Origin of the sequence: Clostridium sp. ZBS2, from assembly GCF_023845855.1 — a bacterium.
GTDB lineage: Bacteria > Bacillota > Clostridia > Clostridiales > Clostridiaceae > Clostridium > Clostridium aquiflavi.
Genome location: NZ_JAMQIF010000016.1, coordinates 240,245 through 260,356 on the forward strand (window position 1 = coordinate 240,245; position 20,112 = coordinate 260,356).

The 20,112-nt window shown below is 27.7% G+C and carries 17 protein-coding genes; 3 read left to right on the forward strand and 14 right to left on the reverse strand.

Annotated features, from left to right (window positions below):
* Nucleotides 1-132: 132 nt before the first annotated feature.
* The 6 genes from NG918_RS10510 to NG918_RS10535 form a co-directional block, all read right to left on the reverse strand.
* Entirely contained in the window at nt 133-1,113 is a 981-nt protein-coding gene (locus tag NG918_RS10510) for an ABC transporter ATP-binding protein (RefSeq protein ID WP_252213188.1), read from the reverse strand.
* A complete protein-coding gene (locus NG918_RS10515; RefSeq protein WP_252213187.1) occupies nt 1,113-2,123 on the reverse strand; it encodes an ABC transporter ATP-binding protein in 1,011 nt (336 codons plus the stop codon). The genes NG918_RS10510 and NG918_RS10515 overlap by 1 nt, the downstream gene beginning before the upstream one ends.
* A 12-nt stretch (nt 2,124-2,135) precedes the next feature.
* Nucleotides 2,136-3,080, reverse strand: coding sequence for an ABC transporter permease (locus tag NG918_RS10520; protein WP_252213186.1), 945 nt, complete (start codon nt 3,078-3,080; stop codon nt 2,136-2,138).
* A gap of 20 nt (nt 3,081-3,100) precedes the next feature.
* A complete protein-coding gene (locus tag NG918_RS10525) occupies nt 3,101-4,027 on the reverse strand; it encodes an ABC transporter permease (protein ID WP_012424500.1) in 927 nt (308 codons plus the stop codon).
* Between the two features lie 553 nt (nt 4,028-4,580).
* On the reverse strand, nt 4,581-6,254 hold the full coding sequence (locus NG918_RS10530) for a peptide ABC transporter substrate-binding protein (RefSeq protein WP_252213185.1): 1,674 nt from the start codon (nt 6,252-6,254) through the stop codon (nt 4,581-4,583).
* Between the two features lie 427 nt (nt 6,255-6,681).
* A complete protein-coding gene (locus NG918_RS10535; protein ID WP_252213184.1) occupies nt 6,682-7,821 on the reverse strand; it encodes a pyridoxal phosphate-dependent aminotransferase in 1,140 nt (379 codons plus the stop codon).
* Nucleotides 7,822-8,060: 239 nt separating this feature from the next.
* Here NG918_RS10535 and dapD point away from each other — a divergent pair, with 239 nt between their 5' ends.
* Nucleotides 8,061-8,771, forward strand: a complete 711-nt coding sequence (dapD, locus tag NG918_RS10540) for a 2,3,4,5-tetrahydropyridine-2,6-dicarboxylate N-acetyltransferase (RefSeq protein WP_252213183.1) — start codon at nt 8,061-8,063, stop codon at nt 8,769-8,771.
* A 61-nt stretch (nt 8,772-8,832) separates the two neighbouring features.
* On the opposite strand, the gene NG918_RS10545 is transcribed toward dapD, so the two are convergent.
* Both NG918_RS10545 and NG918_RS10550 read right to left on the reverse strand, forming a co-directional pair.
* Complete coding sequence (locus tag NG918_RS10545) at nt 8,833-9,483, reverse strand: single-stranded DNA-binding protein (RefSeq protein WP_252213182.1); 651 nt, start codon at nt 9,481-9,483, stop codon at nt 8,833-8,835.
* 98 nt (nt 9,484-9,581) lie between these two features.
* A complete protein-coding gene (locus NG918_RS10550) occupies nt 9,582-10,343 on the reverse strand; it encodes a polysaccharide deacetylase family protein (protein ID WP_252213181.1) in 762 nt (253 codons plus the stop codon).
* A gap of 128 nt (nt 10,344-10,471) precedes the next feature.
* On the opposite strand from NG918_RS10550, the gene NG918_RS10555 reads away from it, so the two are divergent.
* Nucleotides 10,472-11,005: a DUF4364 family protein gene (locus NG918_RS10555; protein WP_252213180.1), complete on the forward strand. Its 534-nt coding sequence runs from the start codon at nt 10,472-10,474 to the stop codon at nt 11,003-11,005.
* Here the strand turns inward: NG918_RS10555 and NG918_RS10560 are convergent.
* Nucleotides 10,989-11,882, reverse strand: a complete 894-nt coding sequence (locus NG918_RS10560) for a YncE family protein (RefSeq protein WP_252226096.1) — start codon at nt 11,880-11,882, stop codon at nt 10,989-10,991. The genes NG918_RS10555 and NG918_RS10560 overlap by 17 nt on opposite strands.
* Before the next feature lie 165 nt (nt 11,883-12,047).
* On the opposite strand from NG918_RS10560, the gene NG918_RS10565 reads away from it, so the two are divergent.
* Complete coding sequence (locus NG918_RS10565; protein WP_252226099.1) at nt 12,048-12,296, forward strand: TIGR03905 family TSCPD domain-containing protein; 249 nt, start codon at nt 12,048-12,050, stop codon at nt 12,294-12,296.
* Nucleotides 12,297-12,338: 42 nt separating this feature from the next.
* Here the strand turns inward: NG918_RS10565 and NG918_RS10570 are convergent, their stop codons facing one another.
* The 5 genes from NG918_RS10570 to NG918_RS10590 form a co-directional block, all read right to left on the reverse strand.
* On the reverse strand, nt 12,339-14,303 hold the full coding sequence (locus NG918_RS10570; RefSeq protein WP_252226101.1) for an HIRAN domain-containing protein: 1,965 nt from the start codon (nt 14,301-14,303) through the stop codon (nt 12,339-12,341).
* Between the two features lie 47 nt (nt 14,304-14,350).
* Nucleotides 14,351-15,664 (reverse strand): bifunctional folylpolyglutamate synthase/dihydrofolate synthase, encoded by a 1,314-nt coding sequence (locus tag NG918_RS10575; protein ID WP_252213176.1) that lies wholly within the window; start codon nt 15,662-15,664, stop codon nt 14,351-14,353.
* Between the two features lie 156 nt (nt 15,665-15,820).
* Nucleotides 15,821-16,141, reverse strand: a complete 321-nt coding sequence (locus NG918_RS10580) for a putative heavy metal-binding protein (RefSeq protein ID WP_252213175.1) — start codon at nt 16,139-16,141, stop codon at nt 15,821-15,823.
* 364 nt (nt 16,142-16,505) lie between these two features.
* A complete protein-coding gene (locus tag NG918_RS10585; protein WP_252226104.1) occupies nt 16,506-19,148 on the reverse strand; it encodes a valine--tRNA ligase in 2,643 nt (880 codons plus the stop codon).
* Nucleotides 19,149-19,724: 576 nt separating this feature from the next.
* Nucleotides 19,725-20,081, reverse strand: coding sequence for a nucleotidyltransferase family protein (locus tag NG918_RS10590; RefSeq protein ID WP_252213173.1), 357 nt, complete (start codon nt 20,079-20,081; stop codon nt 19,725-19,727).
* Nucleotides 20,082-20,112: the final 31 nt, after the last annotated feature.

Sequence of the window (20,112 nt, forward strand, 5' to 3'; positions counted from 1 at the left end):
TTTCCATAATAAGCAAAAAGATAACGATTGCAGCACCCTAGATAAGGACTTTAAGTTTCAGATGAAGCTTTTTAACTTCACCTGAAAACTTATAATCCTATTTTATTATAAATATCTAATTAAAGATATTTATTAATCATATAAATGACATGCTACAAAATGTCCTGGCTTAACTTCTTTTAATTCAGGATCAATTTCACTACAAATTGGTTTAGCATATCTACATCTACCTTCAAATCTACATCCTGGAGGTGGATCAATTGGAGATGGTATATCTCCTTCTAATATTATTCTTTGATTATTCTTAGCTTCATCAGGGTCAGGTATTGGCACTGCTGAAAGAAGTGCTTGAGTATATGGATGCATTGACTCCGAGTATACTGCATTACTTTCTCCTTTTTCAACCATTCTACCTAAATACATAACTCCAATATGAGTTGATATATGTTTAACCATTGAAAGGTCATGTGCTATAAAAAGATAAGTTAATCCTAACTCTTCTTGAAGCTCTTCAAGCATATTTATAACTTGAGCCTGAATTGAAACATCAAGTGCAGATATTGGTTCATCACATATAATTAAAGATGGTTGAACTGCCAATGCTCTAGCAATACCTATTCTTTGCCTTTGTCCACCTGAAAATTCATGTGGATATCTGTTTATATGATCACTAGCAAGACCTACTTTAGTTAAAAGACTTCTTATTCTATTAGTTCTTTCTTCACCTTTATATAATCCATGAATATCAATAGCTTCTCCTATAATATCCCCTACTGTCATTCTTGGATCTAATGATGCATATGGATCTTGGAAAATCATTTGCATATCTTTTCTTAAAGATATCATATCTTTTACTGAGTAATCAGTAATATCTTTTCCTTTAAAAATTATCTTTCCTGCTGTTGGATTGTATAATTTTAATATTGTTCTTCCTGTAGTTGTTTTACCACAACCTGATTCTCCTACTAGTCCTAAAGTTTCCCCTTTATTTATTGTAAAAGAAACTCTATCAACAGCTTTAACATAACTTTTTCCTTTGAATAAACCTTTGCTAGCAGGGAAGTATTTACATAAATCTTTTACTTCTAAAATTACTTCTTTATCTTTTTCCATTATTCTTCCCTCCTCTTTATAGGTGACTCTACTTTAGGAGCATTTTCATGGCATAGCCAGCATGATACCTTATGATTTTCTCCTATTTCAAATTGTGGAGGTTGTTTTTGAAGACAAACCTTCATTGCATATTCACATCTAGCTGCAAAAGGACATCCTACTGGTGGTTTTAATAAATCTGGTGGTTGTCCTTCAATTGGTCTAAGTTTTTCTTTAGAGTTTTCCTTAGGATTTGGTACACTTCGTAAAAGACCCCAAGTATAAGGATGTTTTCCTCTATAAAATATATCTTCTGTAGTACCTGTTTCAACTACAATTCCACCATACATTACATTAATTCTTGAACAAAGATCAGCAACAACTCCTAAATCATGAGTAATTAATATAATAGAAGTATTAAGTTTTTCTTTTAACTCCTTCATTAAATCTAAAATTTGTGCTTGAATTGTAACATCTAATGCTGTTGTTGGTTCATCAGCAATTATAAGTTTTGGTTCACAAATTAAACTCATTGCAATCATAGCTCTTTGTCTCATACCACCTGAAAATTCATGTGGATATTGTTTTATTCTTTTTTCTGGGCTCGGTATTCCTACTAATTTAAGCATTTTTATAGCTTCTTGTTTAGCTTCTGATCTACTCATACCAGTATGTTTCATTAATGGTTCTGTTAATTGATCTCCTATAGTATAAACAGGATTTAATGATGTCATAGGATCTTGGAATATCATTCCAATATCATTTCCTCTTATACTTTCCATTTCTGATTCTTTTATGTTTGATAAATCTTTACCATCAAATTCAATTTCTCCACCTGCTAATTTTCCATTGTCAGCAAGTAATCTCATAATTGACATCATAGTAACACTTTTACCACAACCTGATTCTCCAACTATACCTAAAGCTTCTCCTTTATCTAAGTAAAAAGAAACACCTCTTACTGCATGCACTTCTCCTACATTAGTTTTAAAGGAAGTTTTTAAATCTTTTACTTCTAATAGTCTTTCCATTATATCTTCCTCCTATCTCTTATTCTTAGGATCTAGTGCTTCACTTAATCCATCTCCGAAAAGATTAAATGCTAATATTATTAAGCAAATTGCTAATGCTGGGAATAGCAATTGATAAGGATATTGATATATTGCTTTCATTGCTTCATTAGCTAAAGTTCCTAAAGATGCTTTAGGAGGAACAAGTCCTAATCCTATGAAGCTTAAAAATGCTTCTGTAAATATCGCTTGTGGTATAAGCAAAGTCAATGTAACCATTATTGATCCAATACAGTTTGGTATTAAATGTCTTATAAGTATTCTAGTATTAGATGCTCCTAAAGCTTTTGCTGCAAGAACAAATTCTTGTTGTTTTAATTGTAAAACATCTCCTCTTACTATTCTTGCCATTCCAATCCAATAAGATATTGAAAGTGCTAATATAATAGTTGAAAGACCACTACCACCACTTCCTGGTTTATTTAATATAGTCATTAAAATGATTACATATATTATTAATGGGATTGAATATAATACATCAACGATTCTCATCATTAAATTATCTATTTTTCCACCGCAAAATCCTGCTATACCACCATATAATACACCTATAAATAAATTAATAAATGCTGCTGCTACACCTATCATTAATGAATATCTAGCACCAAAAAATACTCTTACAAATATATCTCTACCTAATTGATCTGTTCCAAACCAATGTTCTGCTGATGGTTTTAAATTAACAGCAGATAAAGAATTTGAATCATAAGTATATTGTGATGTCATAGGAACTAAAATTGCTGCTGCTGTAATAATTATTATTCCAATTAAAGATATTATAGCCATTTTATTCTTCTTAAGTCTGTTCCATGCGTCTTTCCAATAACCAATACTTGGTCTTACAATAACCTCTATCTTTTTTTCTTCTTCAGTTAGAGGAGTAAATAAGTCCTTTTCTAAATTAACTTCTTGTTCCATAACTTTTTTTCTCCTCCCTACTAAACTTCTGCATCTTCTAATTTTATTCTTGGATCAATTACTACATACATAATATCAACTATAAAGTTGAACATTATAAGTAAAGTACAAAAAAATACTGTAACTCCAAGTAACATAGTGTAATCTCTATTTGTAACTGATTGAACAAATTCATTACCTAATCCAGGAATTGCAAATATTTTTTCTACAACGAAACTACCAGTTAAAATACTTGCTATTAATGGTCCAACATAAGTTACTATTGGTATTAATGAATTTCTAAGTGCATGTTTTAATATAACTTTTCTTTTACTTAATCCTTTAGCTTTTGCTGTTCTTATATAATCAGATTTTAACACATCCAATAATTTGTTTCTTGTAAGTCTTGTAATAAAAGCCATTGATCCTAGTGATAATGCTATTACTGGCATTATATAGTGCTTCCAACTACTAAATCCTGTTGCTGGTAATAATCTAAGCTCAACAGTTAAGAAATAAATTAATACAGCTCCTATTACAAAACTTGGTATAGTAATTCCTAAAGTAACTAAGAGCATGATAAGTGAATCTGCCCATGTACCTTTTTTTAATGCTGCTACTATCCCTAATCCTACTCCTACAAGAACTGATGAAGCCACACTCACTAAACCAATTTTTGCAGATGCTGGGAATGAATATGATATTGTTTCTGATACTCTTCTTCCTTTAAATACCATTGATTCACCAAGATCCCCTTTAACTAGGTTTTTCATATACAATGCATATTGCTCTCCTAATGGTTTGTCCATTCCATATTTTGCTTCCATATTAGCTTTAATTTCAGGTGTTAATTTTTCACTATCAAAAGGCCCACCTGGCATAAGTCTCATAAGGAAGAATGTTAAAGTTATGACAACCCATATTGTTAATATACTTGCTAATAATCTTTTTCCAATGTATTTTAGCATTTTTCCCTCTCCCTTTTTACAAAATTCGATATTTATAATCATATCAATTTATTTAATAATTATATAATAATATTAATTTTTGTCAATAAATTAGAACCATTTCTATTGATTAATTAATAATTTAATATATATTTTTCACATATTCTATCCTCCTCTAAGCCTGTATTTCGTTCAAAAACACTTGTATTTTTAAATGTTGATTACATATTTTTTTACATATTTTTTTATTAATGTAATTTTATTTTCTTGTTTTTTTATTTTTATATTAATATATATAGTTTTTCACTGATATATCGTTAATAATATTGCTTTTTGCTAATTAATTTCCATTAAAAATATTGATATTATATAAAATAAAATAGATTGCAATTATATAAAAACGACATTGTTAAATAATAAACTACTATTTTTCTCAAATATATATAAACAAATAAAAATTATGTACGATATCTTTATATTTAAGATTTTTATAATCTCCTAAAGAATTAAAAATTGCTTCAGAATGTATATAGATTAGAATCCATATACATTTGAAGCAATTTCAATAATAAAACTACTTTCCGTCTATATAAGCTTTATCAAAATATATAAATCCTAATGGTGAAACTCTAACATCTTTCACATAATCTTTTACACCTTTTGCTTGAGTTTCATAATATACTGGAATTATTGGCATATCTTCCATTAATATATTTTCAGCTTGATGTAATATTTCCATTCTCTTAGCATCGTCTTTTTCTGTCTTTGATTTCTTTATTAATTCATCATATTTAGGATTATTATATCCTGCATTATTTTGTCCAGAAGTGCTAATCCACATTTCTAAGAATGTCATAGGATCAACATAATCTCCAACCCATCCATGTCTAGCAATTAAATAATCTTTATTATCTCTAGTTGTTTGGAATACTTTCCATTCTTGACTTTGAAGCTCTACATTTACACCTAAATTATTTTTCCACATATCTTGTACTGCTTGAGCAATAGTTCCATGTCCTTTTTCTGGATTAAAAGTTAATACTATCGCTGGGAATCCTTCACCATTTGGATATCCTGCTTCAGCTAATAATTTTTTAGCTTCTTCAACATTACCTTCTGGTTTGAAATACTCTTTACTAGCAAAGTCTTTTCCATCTTTATCTAAAATACCTTCTGGAACAAAGCTATATGCTGGTATTTGTTCAGCTTTAGTAACATTTTTAACTAATGAAGGTCTATCAATAGCTAAAGCTAAAGCTTTTCTTACCTTTGCATCTGATAATGCTTTTGCTGCTTCTGGATTTACAGTTTTAGCTTTTTCAGATACATTTACACAATAGAAATAAGTTCCTAATTGTTCAAATATTTTAGCACTACCATCTTTAACAGCAGTTTGAATCTCTGATAATGGAACAACATCTACCATATCAAATTCACCTGATTGATAACTTGCCCAGGCAGAAGTTTCTTCTGTAACTAATTTTACATTAAGTTTATCAAGTTTAACATTCTTTGTATCATAATAATTTTCATTCTTTTCTAATACTATTTCATCCTTTATTGCATATTTAGTCATTTTAAAAGGACCATTTGATACATATGTTTCAGCCGTATTTGCCCAAGTTGGATTTGATTCAACTAAAGCTTTGTTGACTGGGAAGTAGCATGGAAATGATGTTAATTCTAAAAAGTACGGACATGCCTCATGTAAAGTTACTTCTAATGTCTTATCATCAATAGCTTTAACACCAACTTCATCTGCTGTAGCTACTTTACCATCTCCATCAACATCTTTGTTTTGATTATATTCAGTAGCATTTTTTAAATAACTCATTTGATATGCATACTCTGCTGCTGTTTTAGGATTTATTACCCTCTTCCATGCATATTCAAAGTCTTGAGCTGTAACAGTCTCTCCATTTGACCATTTAGTATCTTTTAAATGGAATGTATATACTGTTCCATCATCTGAAACATCCCATTTTTCTGCTACTCCTGGAATAGCTTTATTATTTTCATCTAATTTACATAGACCTTCAAATGTATTTACTAGCATTATTGCCCCATCAACTGCATTATTTAATGCTGGGTCTAAAGTTTTAGGATCTGCGTTCAAGTTATAAGTCATAACTTGTCCATCTGCTTTTGCTGTATTAGTAGATGATTTGCCACAACCTGCCAAAACTGATATCCCTAAAGTTAAAGCTAAAGTTACAGCAAATAACTTTTTAAGTTTGTTCTTTTTCATAATTATATTATCCCCCTTATTTTTATAAACGACATAATAGCGTACTTATTGCAACACACTAATATCATTTTTTAATTTTTATTTATTAATATTTATTAAATTATATAATATTTTATGTTTTTGTCAAACAATACTCTCTTTTCAAGGCTATTAATTAACACATTAATAATACGAATTTATTAATAAATCATATTGTTAATTTTTTTTTTACTTATATTTGATATTTCTTTTAGTTTTTTTTGATAATTTAGTATATTTTGAAAAAACGTCAAATATTTTAAATAAATATTTGACGTTAGAATATTTTTAACTATTTTTTCAATTTCCATTAAAGCTTTTAATTACAAGCAAAATATATTAAGTAACTATATATAAAACTAAGATTTATTCTTCTTATCGATAAACATAAAAATTCTATAGTTGATAATCATTTAGACAACTTTTTTATAAACTTTTCTAATCTGTCAAAAGCTTGTGACAAAATTTCATTACTATAGCAATAAGATATTCTCATGTATCCTTCACCTAATTTTCCAAAAGCCGTTCCTGGAACACAAGCTAACTTTTCTTCATTTAAAAGTCTAGTACAGAATTCTTCTGATGTCATATTAAATTTCTTAATTGATGGAAATATATAAAATGCTCCTTTAGGTTCAACAACTTCTATCCCCATATCATTTAATCTTTTAATACAATATTTTTTTCTTAGTTCAAAAGATTTCCTCATCGTCTCTACATCATCAAGTGATTTTTTTAATCCTTCTAAAGCACCCCATTGTACTATAGATGGAGCACAAGAAACAGCATATTGATGTACTTTTATTATTTCTTTCATAAATTCACTTTTGCATGCAAAATATCCTATTCTAAGTCCTGTCATTGAAAATATTTTTGAAAATCCACTTACATATATAACTTTTTCTAATATTTCATTATCTTGAGCAACAGAATAATATTCATCAAATATTATAGCTGAATACATTTCATCTGTTATTATAGTAATATTAGTTTCTTTTATAAGTTTTATTAATTCATCTCTGTTTTCTTTAGATAGTATTGCTCCAGTGGGATTAGATGGAAATGAGATTAATAAGTATTTAATATTTTGTTCTTTTATATTTTTTTTAATTTCATCTATATTTAATGTAAAATCATCATTTAAAGAATAATTTACTACATCAGCTCCTATTATATTAGATATGCTTTCATAAGCTGGATATGCAGGAGATGGTATTAATATTTTATCACCTTCATTAATAACTGCAGATAATACTGAATATAACCCTTCGCTACCACCAACTGTTATACATATTTCTTCCTTATTATAATTAATATTAAACTTCTTTAAATACTTGCTTATTTCCACTCTTAAAGATTCAATACCAGAATTAGAAGTATATGTAGTTTTATCTTCTTGTATTGCAGTTATCATTGCCTTTTTTATATCAATTGGAACATTAAAATCCGGTTGCCCTATTGTTAAAGATATTGCACCTTCAACTTTTTGAACTTTTTCATAAAATCTTCTTATTCCCGAAATTTGTATTTTTTTTACCCTATTATTCATCATTATTCTCCTTTTTTTTACTTTTATTTTATGATCTGTTTTAAATGAACATTGATATTAACATTATTATTTATTAAAATATTGATACTATAACATAGTATATCTATTATTTTCTTATAAATCATTCTACATTATTAAATAATAGTATTCAAACTTTTCTATTTTCAATGTTTCTCTTTCATTTATCTTGTTTTTTTATTATAATTAAAGTAATTGTAATTAATGAAAGGGTGATATACTTGTCTTATAATTTAACAGATCCTTATGAAATTGCTAGATTTATTAAAGAATCAAAAAAATCTACTCCTGTTAAAGTATATGTTAATGGAGATTTAAGCAATGCTTTAATGGATGATATTGAATGGTATGGAGCAAATGGCTTTTACATATTAATAGGAGAATCTGATTTAGTAGCAAAAATCATATTAGATAATAAACATCTTATAAAACATTTTAGATTAGAAAATGATAGAAGAAACTCTGCAATTCCTATGCTTGATTTACTTGAAGTGGAAGCTAGAATAGAGCCTGGTGCTATTATTAGAGATAAAGTAACTATAGGAAAAAATGCTGTAGTAATGATGGGTGCCGTAATAAACATTGGTGCTGAGATAGGTGATGGTACTATGGTAGATATGAACGCTGTAATTGGTGCTCGTGGTAAGCTAGGTAAAAATGTCCATCTTGGTGCTGGCGCTGTTGTTGCTGGTGTCCTAGAACCACCAAGTAAAGAACCTTGTACAATAGGAGACAATGTTTTAATTGGTGCTAACTCTGTTATTTTAGAAGGAGTTAAAATTGGTGCTGGTTCTGTTGTTGCAGCTGGTTCTGTTGTTGCAGAAGATGTTCCTGAAGGCGTTGTTGTTGCTGGTTCTCCGGCAAAAATAATTAAATCAGTTGATGATAAAACAAAAGGTAAAACTCAATTATTAGAGGATTTAAGAAAATAATACATATAAAAAGAGGATTTCTAATTTAAGAAATCCCCTTTTTATTTATATATTAATTATTTTAAACTGCTCCTTCTTCGTTTGAAGAATTGTCACCCTCTACTTTTTCCATTTTTGATATAGATACTTCATAAGCAATTTTCTTTATAGTTTCAGTATCAGAAACTTTCTTTTGATACTCTCTGCTTTGAACTCTACCCCATACTCTTATATTATCTCCAACATTTAAGCTTTGACAAAATCTTGAGTTTCTTCCCCATGCAATTGTTGGAATATAATCAGATTTATTATATGCTCTATTTACAGCAAGTAATACATCTGCAATTTCTCGGCCAAAAGGTGTTGTTCTGTAAACTGGTTCTTTGCAAATATAACCATCTAAGAATATTTCATTTGGGTTTTTACTTCTTTCTAAACATGGCTCTATATTTCTTGCAAAAACAGTAAGTATAAGTTTATTAGATCCATCTATAAATTTATTGTATGATCTTAATTGACCATCAACAATAACTTCTGTTCCAATACTTAAATCAATATTTGCAATTAATCTTTCTGATATAGTTATATTTAACCTATCAACCGAATCACTTAATCTCATAACATCTAAATTAAAAGTATAAAAACCCTCCCCATACATTTCATGGCTATATTCTAATCCAGATGCTATTTTACCTTCTAGATAAATCTTGTTATTTAACATTAAATTATCCATTGTTACCCCTCTCTCTACTGTTAATAATTTGGTAAACAGTACTCCCACTAGCACTTATTACCATTATAATACAAATCCTGGTTTATTTTCAATCTTTATTATTTATTTTTGTGCTGAATACCATTTTCGTCTATATAATATTCATCAGAATATATTAAATTTCCTACTGTTTTAAATTCATATCCTTGAGTTTTTAACTCTTTTATAATTCTCTCCAAATTGTTTGGAGTATATTTTGCATTATTATGAAAAAGTACTATTGCTCCTGGCGCTACCCCTTTCATAACTCTATTATATTCACTTTCTTGTCCTAATTCTTTCCAGTCAACAGAATCCGCATTCCATTGAATTGGAATATACCCTAAACTTTTTACTTTTTGAATTGCTTGTTTATTGTATGACCCACTAGGAAACCTAAAAAGTTTAGTTTTTTCTCCTATGTTATTTTCTATAGTTTCATCTGTCTTTTTAAGCTGTTCTTCTATTTTTAATTCACTTATCTTTGCAAAATCAGGATGTTTATAACTATGATTACCTATTTCATGCCCCCCTTCTTTAATTTTCTTTAACTTTTCAACGTTTTCACTACTATAATCAACCCATCCCCCCATTATAAAAAATGTTCCTTTTACATTGTATTTATTTAATATTTGTAATATGCTTTGAAGATTATCCTTTTCCGCCCAATTTATATCAAAAGTTAGACTAATTGCTTTTTCTTCTATATCAACAGAATATATAGGATGTTCATATAGATTTACACAAATAGCATTTACATTTTTATTAGACTCTATTGATATGAAAATTACTATAATTATTAAAATTAAATCCAAAAATATCCGTGTTTTTCTCCATTTCATCCCTAAACTCTCCTTATATTTTATAATTTTTCATTCTACTTAATTATTATTAATATTAACTATATTCAATAAATCATATTTTATGATATAATATATATATTATTTAAACGATCATGGGGGTTTAGTTTATGTACGAAAGTTCAGCAGAATTAGCGGAGAATAAATTATTAATACTCTATGTATTAAAAGCAATAAAAGACCCGATATCTAATACTCAGTTAACAGAAATAGTACTTCAAAATAATTTTATTAATTACTTCACACTTCAACAATATTTATCTGAATTAGAAAGTGCTGATTTTGTTGTTTACAAAGAGAATAATGATAAGAAATTATTATGCTTAACAAAAAAAGGAGATACTGTTCTAACTTTATTTAAAGATAGAATATCCCCTTCAAAGATTTCAATTGTACAACAATATATAACAGAAAAATTAGAACTTATAAAAAAAGAGCTTACTATACATAGTGATTATACACTTGATAATAATGATAATTTTTTAGTACACCTAAAAGCTATAGAAAATGAAGGTGTGCTTATGGAATTAAAACTAACAGTTCCAACGAAAAAACAAGCTATTCTCCTTTGCAATAAATGGAAAGATAATCCATCAAATATTTATAATAATATAATAAATATGTTATTTAGTGAAGATTCTTAACTAAAAGCATAGCATTAGGTTCTTTTCCTATTGCTATGTTTTTTATCATCCTACCTTTTAAATCAATAACCTTCAATTTTCCATTTAGATAATCTCCAACAAAAATTTTTTCATTAACTTTAATAATTCCTCTTGGCATACCTGAAATAAATATTTTACTTTCTTCTTTTAATTTATTTACATTAATAACACTAATGGATCCTTCTACAAAATTAGAAACATAAATATATCCTTCTTCTTCCCAAAAATCAACTGGACCATTCCCTACTTTTATAGTTGCTTTTAAAGATAAGTCTTCTAAGGATATTATAGATATACTTCCGCTTGTAGCATAACCTATATAACTTTCACATATATATAAATGCTTTCTGTTATTAGATATGACTATTTTAGTCGGATATTTATTACATTTTATTCTTTTTATCTCTTTATTTTCAATACAATCAATTATTGATATAGTGTCATCACCCATATTACTTATAAATGCTCTATTTTTTTCATGAAAAAATACTATACTATGAGGAAATACTCCCATTGGTAGTTCTAAATCAATGTCTCTTTTAAATAAGTCATATATTATAAGAGAATTTGCTTCACCGCATAAGACATATAGCTTATTATTGTAAATTGCTAAATCATTTGGATGTGCTCCTATATATATATTTTCTTCTTCTTTAAATTTATCTGCATCTATTAATGATATAGTATTACTATAATTGTTGGCTACTACGATTTTTTTATCATATAATGACAATCCATGAGGTCCTATCTCTTTCCCTTCTAGAGATAAATTCAAAGTTTCAATCCCTAAATTTTCAACATCAATTTTACTTAATGTATTTGATCCTGTATTACATATAATAATTGATTTTTTCATCTCTTTCTCCCCCCTTGGATAATCATTCTTGTATTTATAATATATTCTCAAAAGATATTAATGGTACTACTATTTTTTTTCTAATATCTTTATTTCTTGACAAAATACTACTATAATAAAAATATTAGTTTATTTTTATTAATAATAAGGAGAGTGAAAGTTAATATGTTTTCATATAAAACTCAAGGTGTTTGTTCCACTACTATAAATATTGAAATTGAAGATAATAAAATACAATCTGTAAATTTCATTGGTGGCTGTGCAGGAAATCTTTTAGGTATTGGTGCATTAGTTAAAAATATGGATGTTGATATGGCAATTGAAAAATTAAGAGGAATTAAATGCGGAATTAAAGAAACTTCTTGCCCTGATCAATTAGCTAAGGCCTTAATAGAATGGAAAGTGAGTTGTTAAAAATAAAAGGTGTATCGTAAAAAATTCGATACACCCTTTTTTCTATTGTAAATACTTTCCATCCCTATTATATAATAATGATATTGTGTTGGTTATTTCGTCTATAACATCTTTATAACTCATATAAATCATAATATCAATTCTATCAAAATTTTCACTTATCTTTTCAATTACTCCATAAAAATATTTTCCATTATCAATCATATTCTTCAATATTAAACTATCCGATTTAGGTACATACCCTAATACATACCCCTTACCTGTAACTATATTTATAGCATTTTCATCATACTTACTATCTTTTTCTCTAATTAAATATAGTATCTCATCTTCTAAGTAATTATTATCTATAACACTTAAATCTCTATATTTAGTATCTGCAATATATGTTGACATAACATATATATCCTTAACATGAGGTATTATTTCCTCTTTATTTAATTCTAAATATTCTTTCTTTTTATTAGGCAAATTGTCTAATAAAGATGTTAATGATTTTTTTAAAGTTTCTTCCGTTAATTGCTGTTCTATTATTTTTTTATCATCATCTGAAAACTCATTTTTAATTAACATAAGATTGTTAATAGCTTTATTACGAGTTTCTACTAAACTAGCATTTAAAGCATCAAAATTTATTTTCTTATATTCTTCAGGAAATTCATTATATTTAATTCCCTTAACTAAAAAATAGAAACATAGATGATACATTGGCTTAATTATAAGATCATCTAAATCTATAATTTCTTTATTTCTATTTAAAATTTTTATAATTGGAAGTTTATCATATGCTATATTATATATACATTCTTTTAATTCTTTATTTCCTTTTTCAAGTCCATATCTATATAATGCTGGATTCATATGATCTCTTTCTATAAGTCCTATAAATTCTTCGTTAGAAATCTGAAACTCTGTTTTTTCCATTGCATCTATCAAAACTTCAATTTCTAAATCTATATTACTTAACTCTTTTAAAATAACATCTTTCCAAATATCTTTTATATATATTTCATCAGCAAAATTAGAAAGTTTTTCATACTGTGGTATTAAAGATGTTATCCTATCAACTCTATCATCACCATATTCTTCAAATATAAAAGTATCTATAGAATATATTCCACTTATAACCCCATATAAACTATATATATCATATCCATACTTATCAACTAATTTAAAGTATTCAAAACATACATTAAAACCATTATCTATGTTATTAATTGTATACTCTGAAAACAGTTCACCAAATGACTTAGATAGTAGTTTAATATTATCTTTATTTATTCTCCCTGATTTTAAAAACTTAAGAAGATTTACTGATAACATTGTATACTCTAATGACTCCAAATAGCCAAAATTTTGTTCTAATCCATCTAATATTAACCATTCAATTATTTCATCACTTACAGGCTGTAATTCATGTATACATATTGCTTTTCCATATCCTATAGAATGCTTAGCTAAATTAAATACTCTTTCATTAGAATTTTTCATAGTTTCATATACTTGTATTACATAAAAAATATATTCATTATTGATTGATAATACTTTCAATACTTTCTCTATATCATCAATTTTTAGAACACATAACATCATAAGTCCAAGCTTTATTTCATCATGAGAATTACTTTCTAGTATTAATTTTTTCAAAAGATTAGTTAAGTCTTCTTTATATTCTATAAAAGCTTCTATAAATGCTCTAAAATTTTTTATAAATTCTTCATAATAATCACTTATTGGATTAAGGGCCATATATCCTCTTATATTTTCAAAAATCTCTTCTTTCTCTTCCTTTGTATAATCTACCAATAACTCAATAAGCTCATTAGCTAATTTTACTCTTTGATTTTTTTTTAATGGCTTTATTTTATTATATAAAACCTTAAACTCTCTTAATCCTGTTATTTCAAAATCCTGATAACTATATGGTAAATCTGGGGTTTTACTATAAAACTTATTTAATTCCTCATATATTGTTGTTTTTTCACATTTATTAGTAAAATCAAACATTAAATTCTCATTCCCTTCTAAGTACAAAAAACATATAAAAACTTTTTCTATATCTTTATTTTTTGTGTTATTATTTTTCTCATATCCCCTATCATATATAATGACCCACTTATCAATATTAAATCTTCTGATTTTGCTTCGTTCAATGCTTGCTTAATTGCTTGCTCATAACTATCTAAAGCTATAGTATTTTTATTATATTTTAATATCTCACTTTTTAATTCTGTATTCAGTTCTGCTCTATCACTATGAGGCGTCAATGCATATATTTTATGTGCTATTTTAGTTATCTCTTTAACCATCTCTTCTACTTGCTTATCTGCTAAAATTCCTAATAATAGATAAATCTTATTATATCTAAAGTATTTTTCTACATTATTCCTTAGCATCTTTATGCCTTCTATATTATGAGCACCATCAATTATAATTAAAGGATTTTTATTTAATACTTCCAATCTACCTTTCCACTTTACAGATTCAATAGATTTTTCCATTATCTCTTTATTAATTATTAACCCCTCTCTTTCACATAATACCTCTATTGTATTTAAAGCCACACTTAAATTTAAAATTTGATGTTCACCCATTAATGGTAATTTAACTTCATATAAATTATTTCTAGTCTTAATTTTAACTTCTTGATATAAATTTTCATTAAAAGTTATCTTTAAAAGTGTTCCACTCTTACTATCTATCTCATAAACCTTACTCTTTTCTATTTCAGCTTTTTCTTTTATCGCTTTCATAGCTTCATTACTTTGAGGATAAACTACTACTGGAATATCTTTCTTTATTATTCCAGCCTTTTGCATAGCAATTTCATATAAAGAATTTCCTAAAATATTCATATGATCAAAACTAATTGATGTAATAACACTAACAATTGGAGTTATTACATTTGTAGAGTCTAACTCACCTCCAAGTCCTACTTCAATTACAGCATAATCAACTTTTTCATTATAATAGTATAGGTACATAACTGTTGTTAAAATTTCAAATTCAGTTGGATGATCATATCCTTCTTCTATAACTTTATCTACAGCTTTTTTTACTATATTAATTGAATAAGTTAATTTCTCTTTAGGTATATTTTCACCATTAATTTGAATTCTTTCTTCAAACTCTTCTAAAAAAGGTGATGTATACATTCCAACTTTATATCCCATACCAATTAAAATTGAAGTTATCATTGAAGTTGTAGAACCCTTGCCATTAGTTCCTGCTATATGAATTAATTTTAATTTTTTTTGAGGATTTCCTAATATCTCTAATAATCTATAAGTTCTCTTTAAGCCATAATTAGATCCAAACCTACCTACACTACTTATATAATTCATTGCTTCTTCATAATTCATTTTCATTTGCTTCCCCTTTAATTATCTGTAAAATTTGCTTATTTAGCTTATATAACCAACTGTATTAATATTTATTTTACTTTTTTTAATATATACTTATTATATTAAATTATTTAATTACTCTTTACTTATATATATTAGTGATATTAAAAATTTCTAATATTATTCACAATAAACAGCAGTACCTGATGCTGTTACCATAAGCATTCCATTATCTGCTCCTAGTACTTCATAATCAATATCTACTCCAACTACTGCATTAGCTCCCATTTGTATAGCTCTATTTTCCATTTCCTTCATAGCCTTTTCTCTTGCCTCAATTAATTCACCTTCATAAGTGTTAGAGCGTCCCCCAAAGAAATTAGATAATCCAGCTGCAAAATCTTTTATAAAATTCACACCTGAGATTACCTCCCCAAATACCACTCCTTTATATTCTAAAATATTTTTACCTTCTATAGATGGTGTTGTTGTTATAATCATGTAAAACTCTCCTTTATACTTAATTTTATTTGTAATTATTAACTTTTATCTATTTATTATTAAAATGATTATAATATATAATTTAACCTTAAACCATGTTTTTAAATTATTTTAAGATTAAAATAACAAAGTTATTATTTTACCCCTTTAGTGAAATCTACTTGTTTCTACTTTTTAGACACTAAAACTTCCATCAATGATTTTTTTCTTAACTTTTAATTCTCACCTTTTATTTGCTTTTCACTATATTTTATTTGCTTTTCATGCTTTAAAAATTCTATACTTTTCCATATATAATAAAAGAATTGTACACACATTCAAATATGTGTACAATTCTCATTAAAATCACATCTTAATTATATAATTAATTTAAAGATTCAATTCTTAATTTAACAGCATCAAGCATTTCAACATACTTTTCTCTCTTTGCTTTTTCTCCATCTACAACAGCGGCTGGAGCTTTAGCAACGAATCCTGCATTTCCTAATTTCTTATCTATTCTTTCGATTTCGCCTTCTAGTTTCTTAAGTTCTTTATTTAGTCTTTCAAGCTCTTTATCTTTATCTACTAAATCAAGTAATGGTATGAATAATTCTCCACCCTTAACTACTAATGAAACTGCATTTTCTGGAACAATTGATTTATCAGCTATGAATTCAACTTCTGAAGCTGATGCTAATTTTTCCATGTAAGCTTTACCTGCTGTAAATGCTTGTTTTGCATCTTCTGCAATATAACAAATAACCTTAGCTTTTCTTGATGGTGGTACATTCATTTCAGCTCTTACATTTCTTAATCCCTTAATAGCTTCAATAATGTATGCCATATCATTTTCAGATTCTGCATTTACTAGAGCTTCATCAAATACAGGCCAAACAGATGTTGTAATTGTTTCTTCATCTGTTAAGTGAGTAAAGATTTCTTCTGTTATAAATGGCATAGCTGGATGTAATAATTTTAATCCTGTAACTAATACAGTATTTAATACATTGTATGCCACTCCCTTAGCTTTTTCATCTTCACCATAGAATACTGGTTTAACAAGTTCTATATACCAATCACAGAATTCAGTCCACATGAAATCATAAACTTTTTGCATTGCAATTCCAAGTTCATATTTATCCATATTTTCTGTAACTTCTTTAACTAATGTATTCATTTTTGATAATATCCATTTATCAGCTAATGAATATTCTTTGCAATCTTTGTATTTATTCATGATTTCCTTATCAAGGTTCATCATAACAAATCTTGAAGCATTCCAAATCTTATTAGCAAAGTTTCTTGAAGCTTCAACTCTTTCAGGATAGTATCTCATATCATTTCCTGGAGCATTACCAGTTGCAATCATAAATCTTAATGCATCCGCACCATATTCACTTATTACATCTAATGGATTAACACCATTCCCTAAAGATTTACTCATCTTTCTACCTTGAGAATCTCTTATAAGTCCATGTATTAATACAGTATTAAATGGAGTCTCTCCCATACAATGAAGTCCTGAGAATATCATTCTAGCAACCCAGAAGAAGATTATATCATGTCCAGTAACTAAAACATTGTTTGGATAGAAATATTCTAAGTCTTCTGTTTTATTTGGCCAACCTAATGTTGAGAAAGGCCACAATGCTGAACTAAACCATGTATCAAGTACATCATTATCTTGTTCCATATTTTTAGATCCACATTTGCAGCATTTAGTTGGCGCTTCTTCAAGTACCATCATTTCACCACAATCTTTACAGTAGTAAACTGGTATTCTATGTCCCCACCATAATTGTCTTGAAATACACCAATCTTGAATGTTTTCCATCCAGTTGAAATATGTCTTATCAAATCTTTCTGGAACAAATTTAGTTTTTCCAGTCTTAATTACTTCTATAGCAGGTTTTGCTAAATCTTCCATCTTAACATACCATTGCTTAGATATTATTGGTTCTACTGTAGTACCACATCTGTCATGCGTACCAACATTATGAGAGTGATCTTTAATTTTAACTAGAAGTCCTGCTTCCTCTAAATCTTTAACTATAGCTTTTCTAGCTTCATATCTATCTAAGCCTTTATATTTTCCACCTTTTTCATTTATAATACCTTTATCATCCATAACTCTTATGATTTCAAGATTATGTCTCTTACCTACTTCAAAGTCATTAGGGTCATGAGCTGGAGTCATCTTAACCGCACCAGTACCAAATTCTAGGTCAACATAGTCATCTCCAACTATAGGAATTTCTCTATTTACAAGTGGTAATATTACAGTTTTACCAATAAGGTGTTTATATCTTTCATCATTAGGGTTAACAGCTACACCACTATCTCCAAGTAATGTTTCTGGTCTTGTTGTTGCAATTTCTAAAACTCCACTTCCATCAGTTAATGGATAATTGATGTGCCAGAAATGACCTGCTTGTTCTTCATATTCAATTTCAGCATCAGAAAGTGCTGTTTGACAATGAGTACACCAGTTAGTTATTCTATTTCCTTGGTAAATAAGACCTTCATTATAAAGCTTAACAAATACATGCTTTACAGCTGCACTTAAATTTTCATCCATTGTAAATGCTTCTCTTGTAAAGTCAGCAGAAACTCCAAGTTTTTTAACTTGATTTCTTATTCTTGCTCTATAATCGTCACTCCATTCCCAAACTTTTTCAAGGAATGCTTCTCTTCCCATTTCTTTTTTATTGTAACCTTGCTTAGCAAGTTCATTAGCAACTTTGACTTCTGTTGCTATAGATGCATGGTCTTCGCCTGGTAACCATAATGCTGCATAACCTTGCATTCTTTTAAATCTTATAAGCATATCTTGAAGAGTATCATCAAATGCATGACCTAAATGTAATTCACCAGTTATGTTTGGTGGTGGCATTATTATTGTAAATGGCTTCTTATTTTTATCTACTACAGGAGTAAAATAACCTTTTTCCTCCCATGTCTTATAAATTCTGTCTTCAAATTCTTTTGGATCATAAGTTGTTGCAATATTTTTTGTTTCTGACATTTGTTTTCCTCCCTATTATTTAAATTAGCTCTTGTTGTTTGTAGACTATGTTTTAATATGGTGTTGATATATTTAAAACAGAGCTATTATTTAAAGCTAATTAATTATTGTTTTTCTGCAATAAAAAAAGCCCTCAATCCATAAAAGGACGAAGACTCGCGGTACCACCTTTATTTCCACACAAGCACAACTATAATGCTTTAATGGCTCTTAATTAGTTAACGATTTAGAAAAACCGTCTTTAGCTACTATTTTTTCACCAAAGAAGCTCAAAAGCTACCTTCAAAACCTTCCATATAAGGGCTTTCACCTATTCCCTCTCTCTTTTTTGTTCTTTCTAAATCTACAGTTTAGCTTAAAAGAACCGTACTTCTCATCTTATAAAAACGAGTTTCCTTATAATACTTTCAGTTTTTACTCCTCTTTTTCATTGCCTTTATTATTAATTTGTATTTTCTTTATTTTATAATATATTAATGGTCATGTTTTGTCAATAATCGTAGTTTGATGAAATTTTATTCCATAATAAAGCGTTCATCGATATCAGCAAAATAAAACATATCCTTATTTACCATTTTACCAGCCTCCTATGTTAACTAAATCTTCAAGTATTGCTTGCTCAAAACATGGTGTTTTGCAAAGCTTATCATACCTTATCTTACTATATAACTTAATATCTACATCCTTTTCTAACTTAATGTCATCTATTGCATCTTCAATTTCATGTCTTAATAACCTTAATTCTTTAGTTGATTTATTTTCGTCAATTATAACAAGTAAATCTATGTCACTTTGTTTTGAATATCTCCCTTTAGATATTGAACCAAAAAGATATACATTAGCATTATATAATTTATCTAAAATAACATCTCTAGCTTTAATTATACTGCTTCTTAAATTCTCATCTAGTGAATAATCAACATCATTTCTCATTTAAATTCATCCCATCTTAATTCTGAATTAT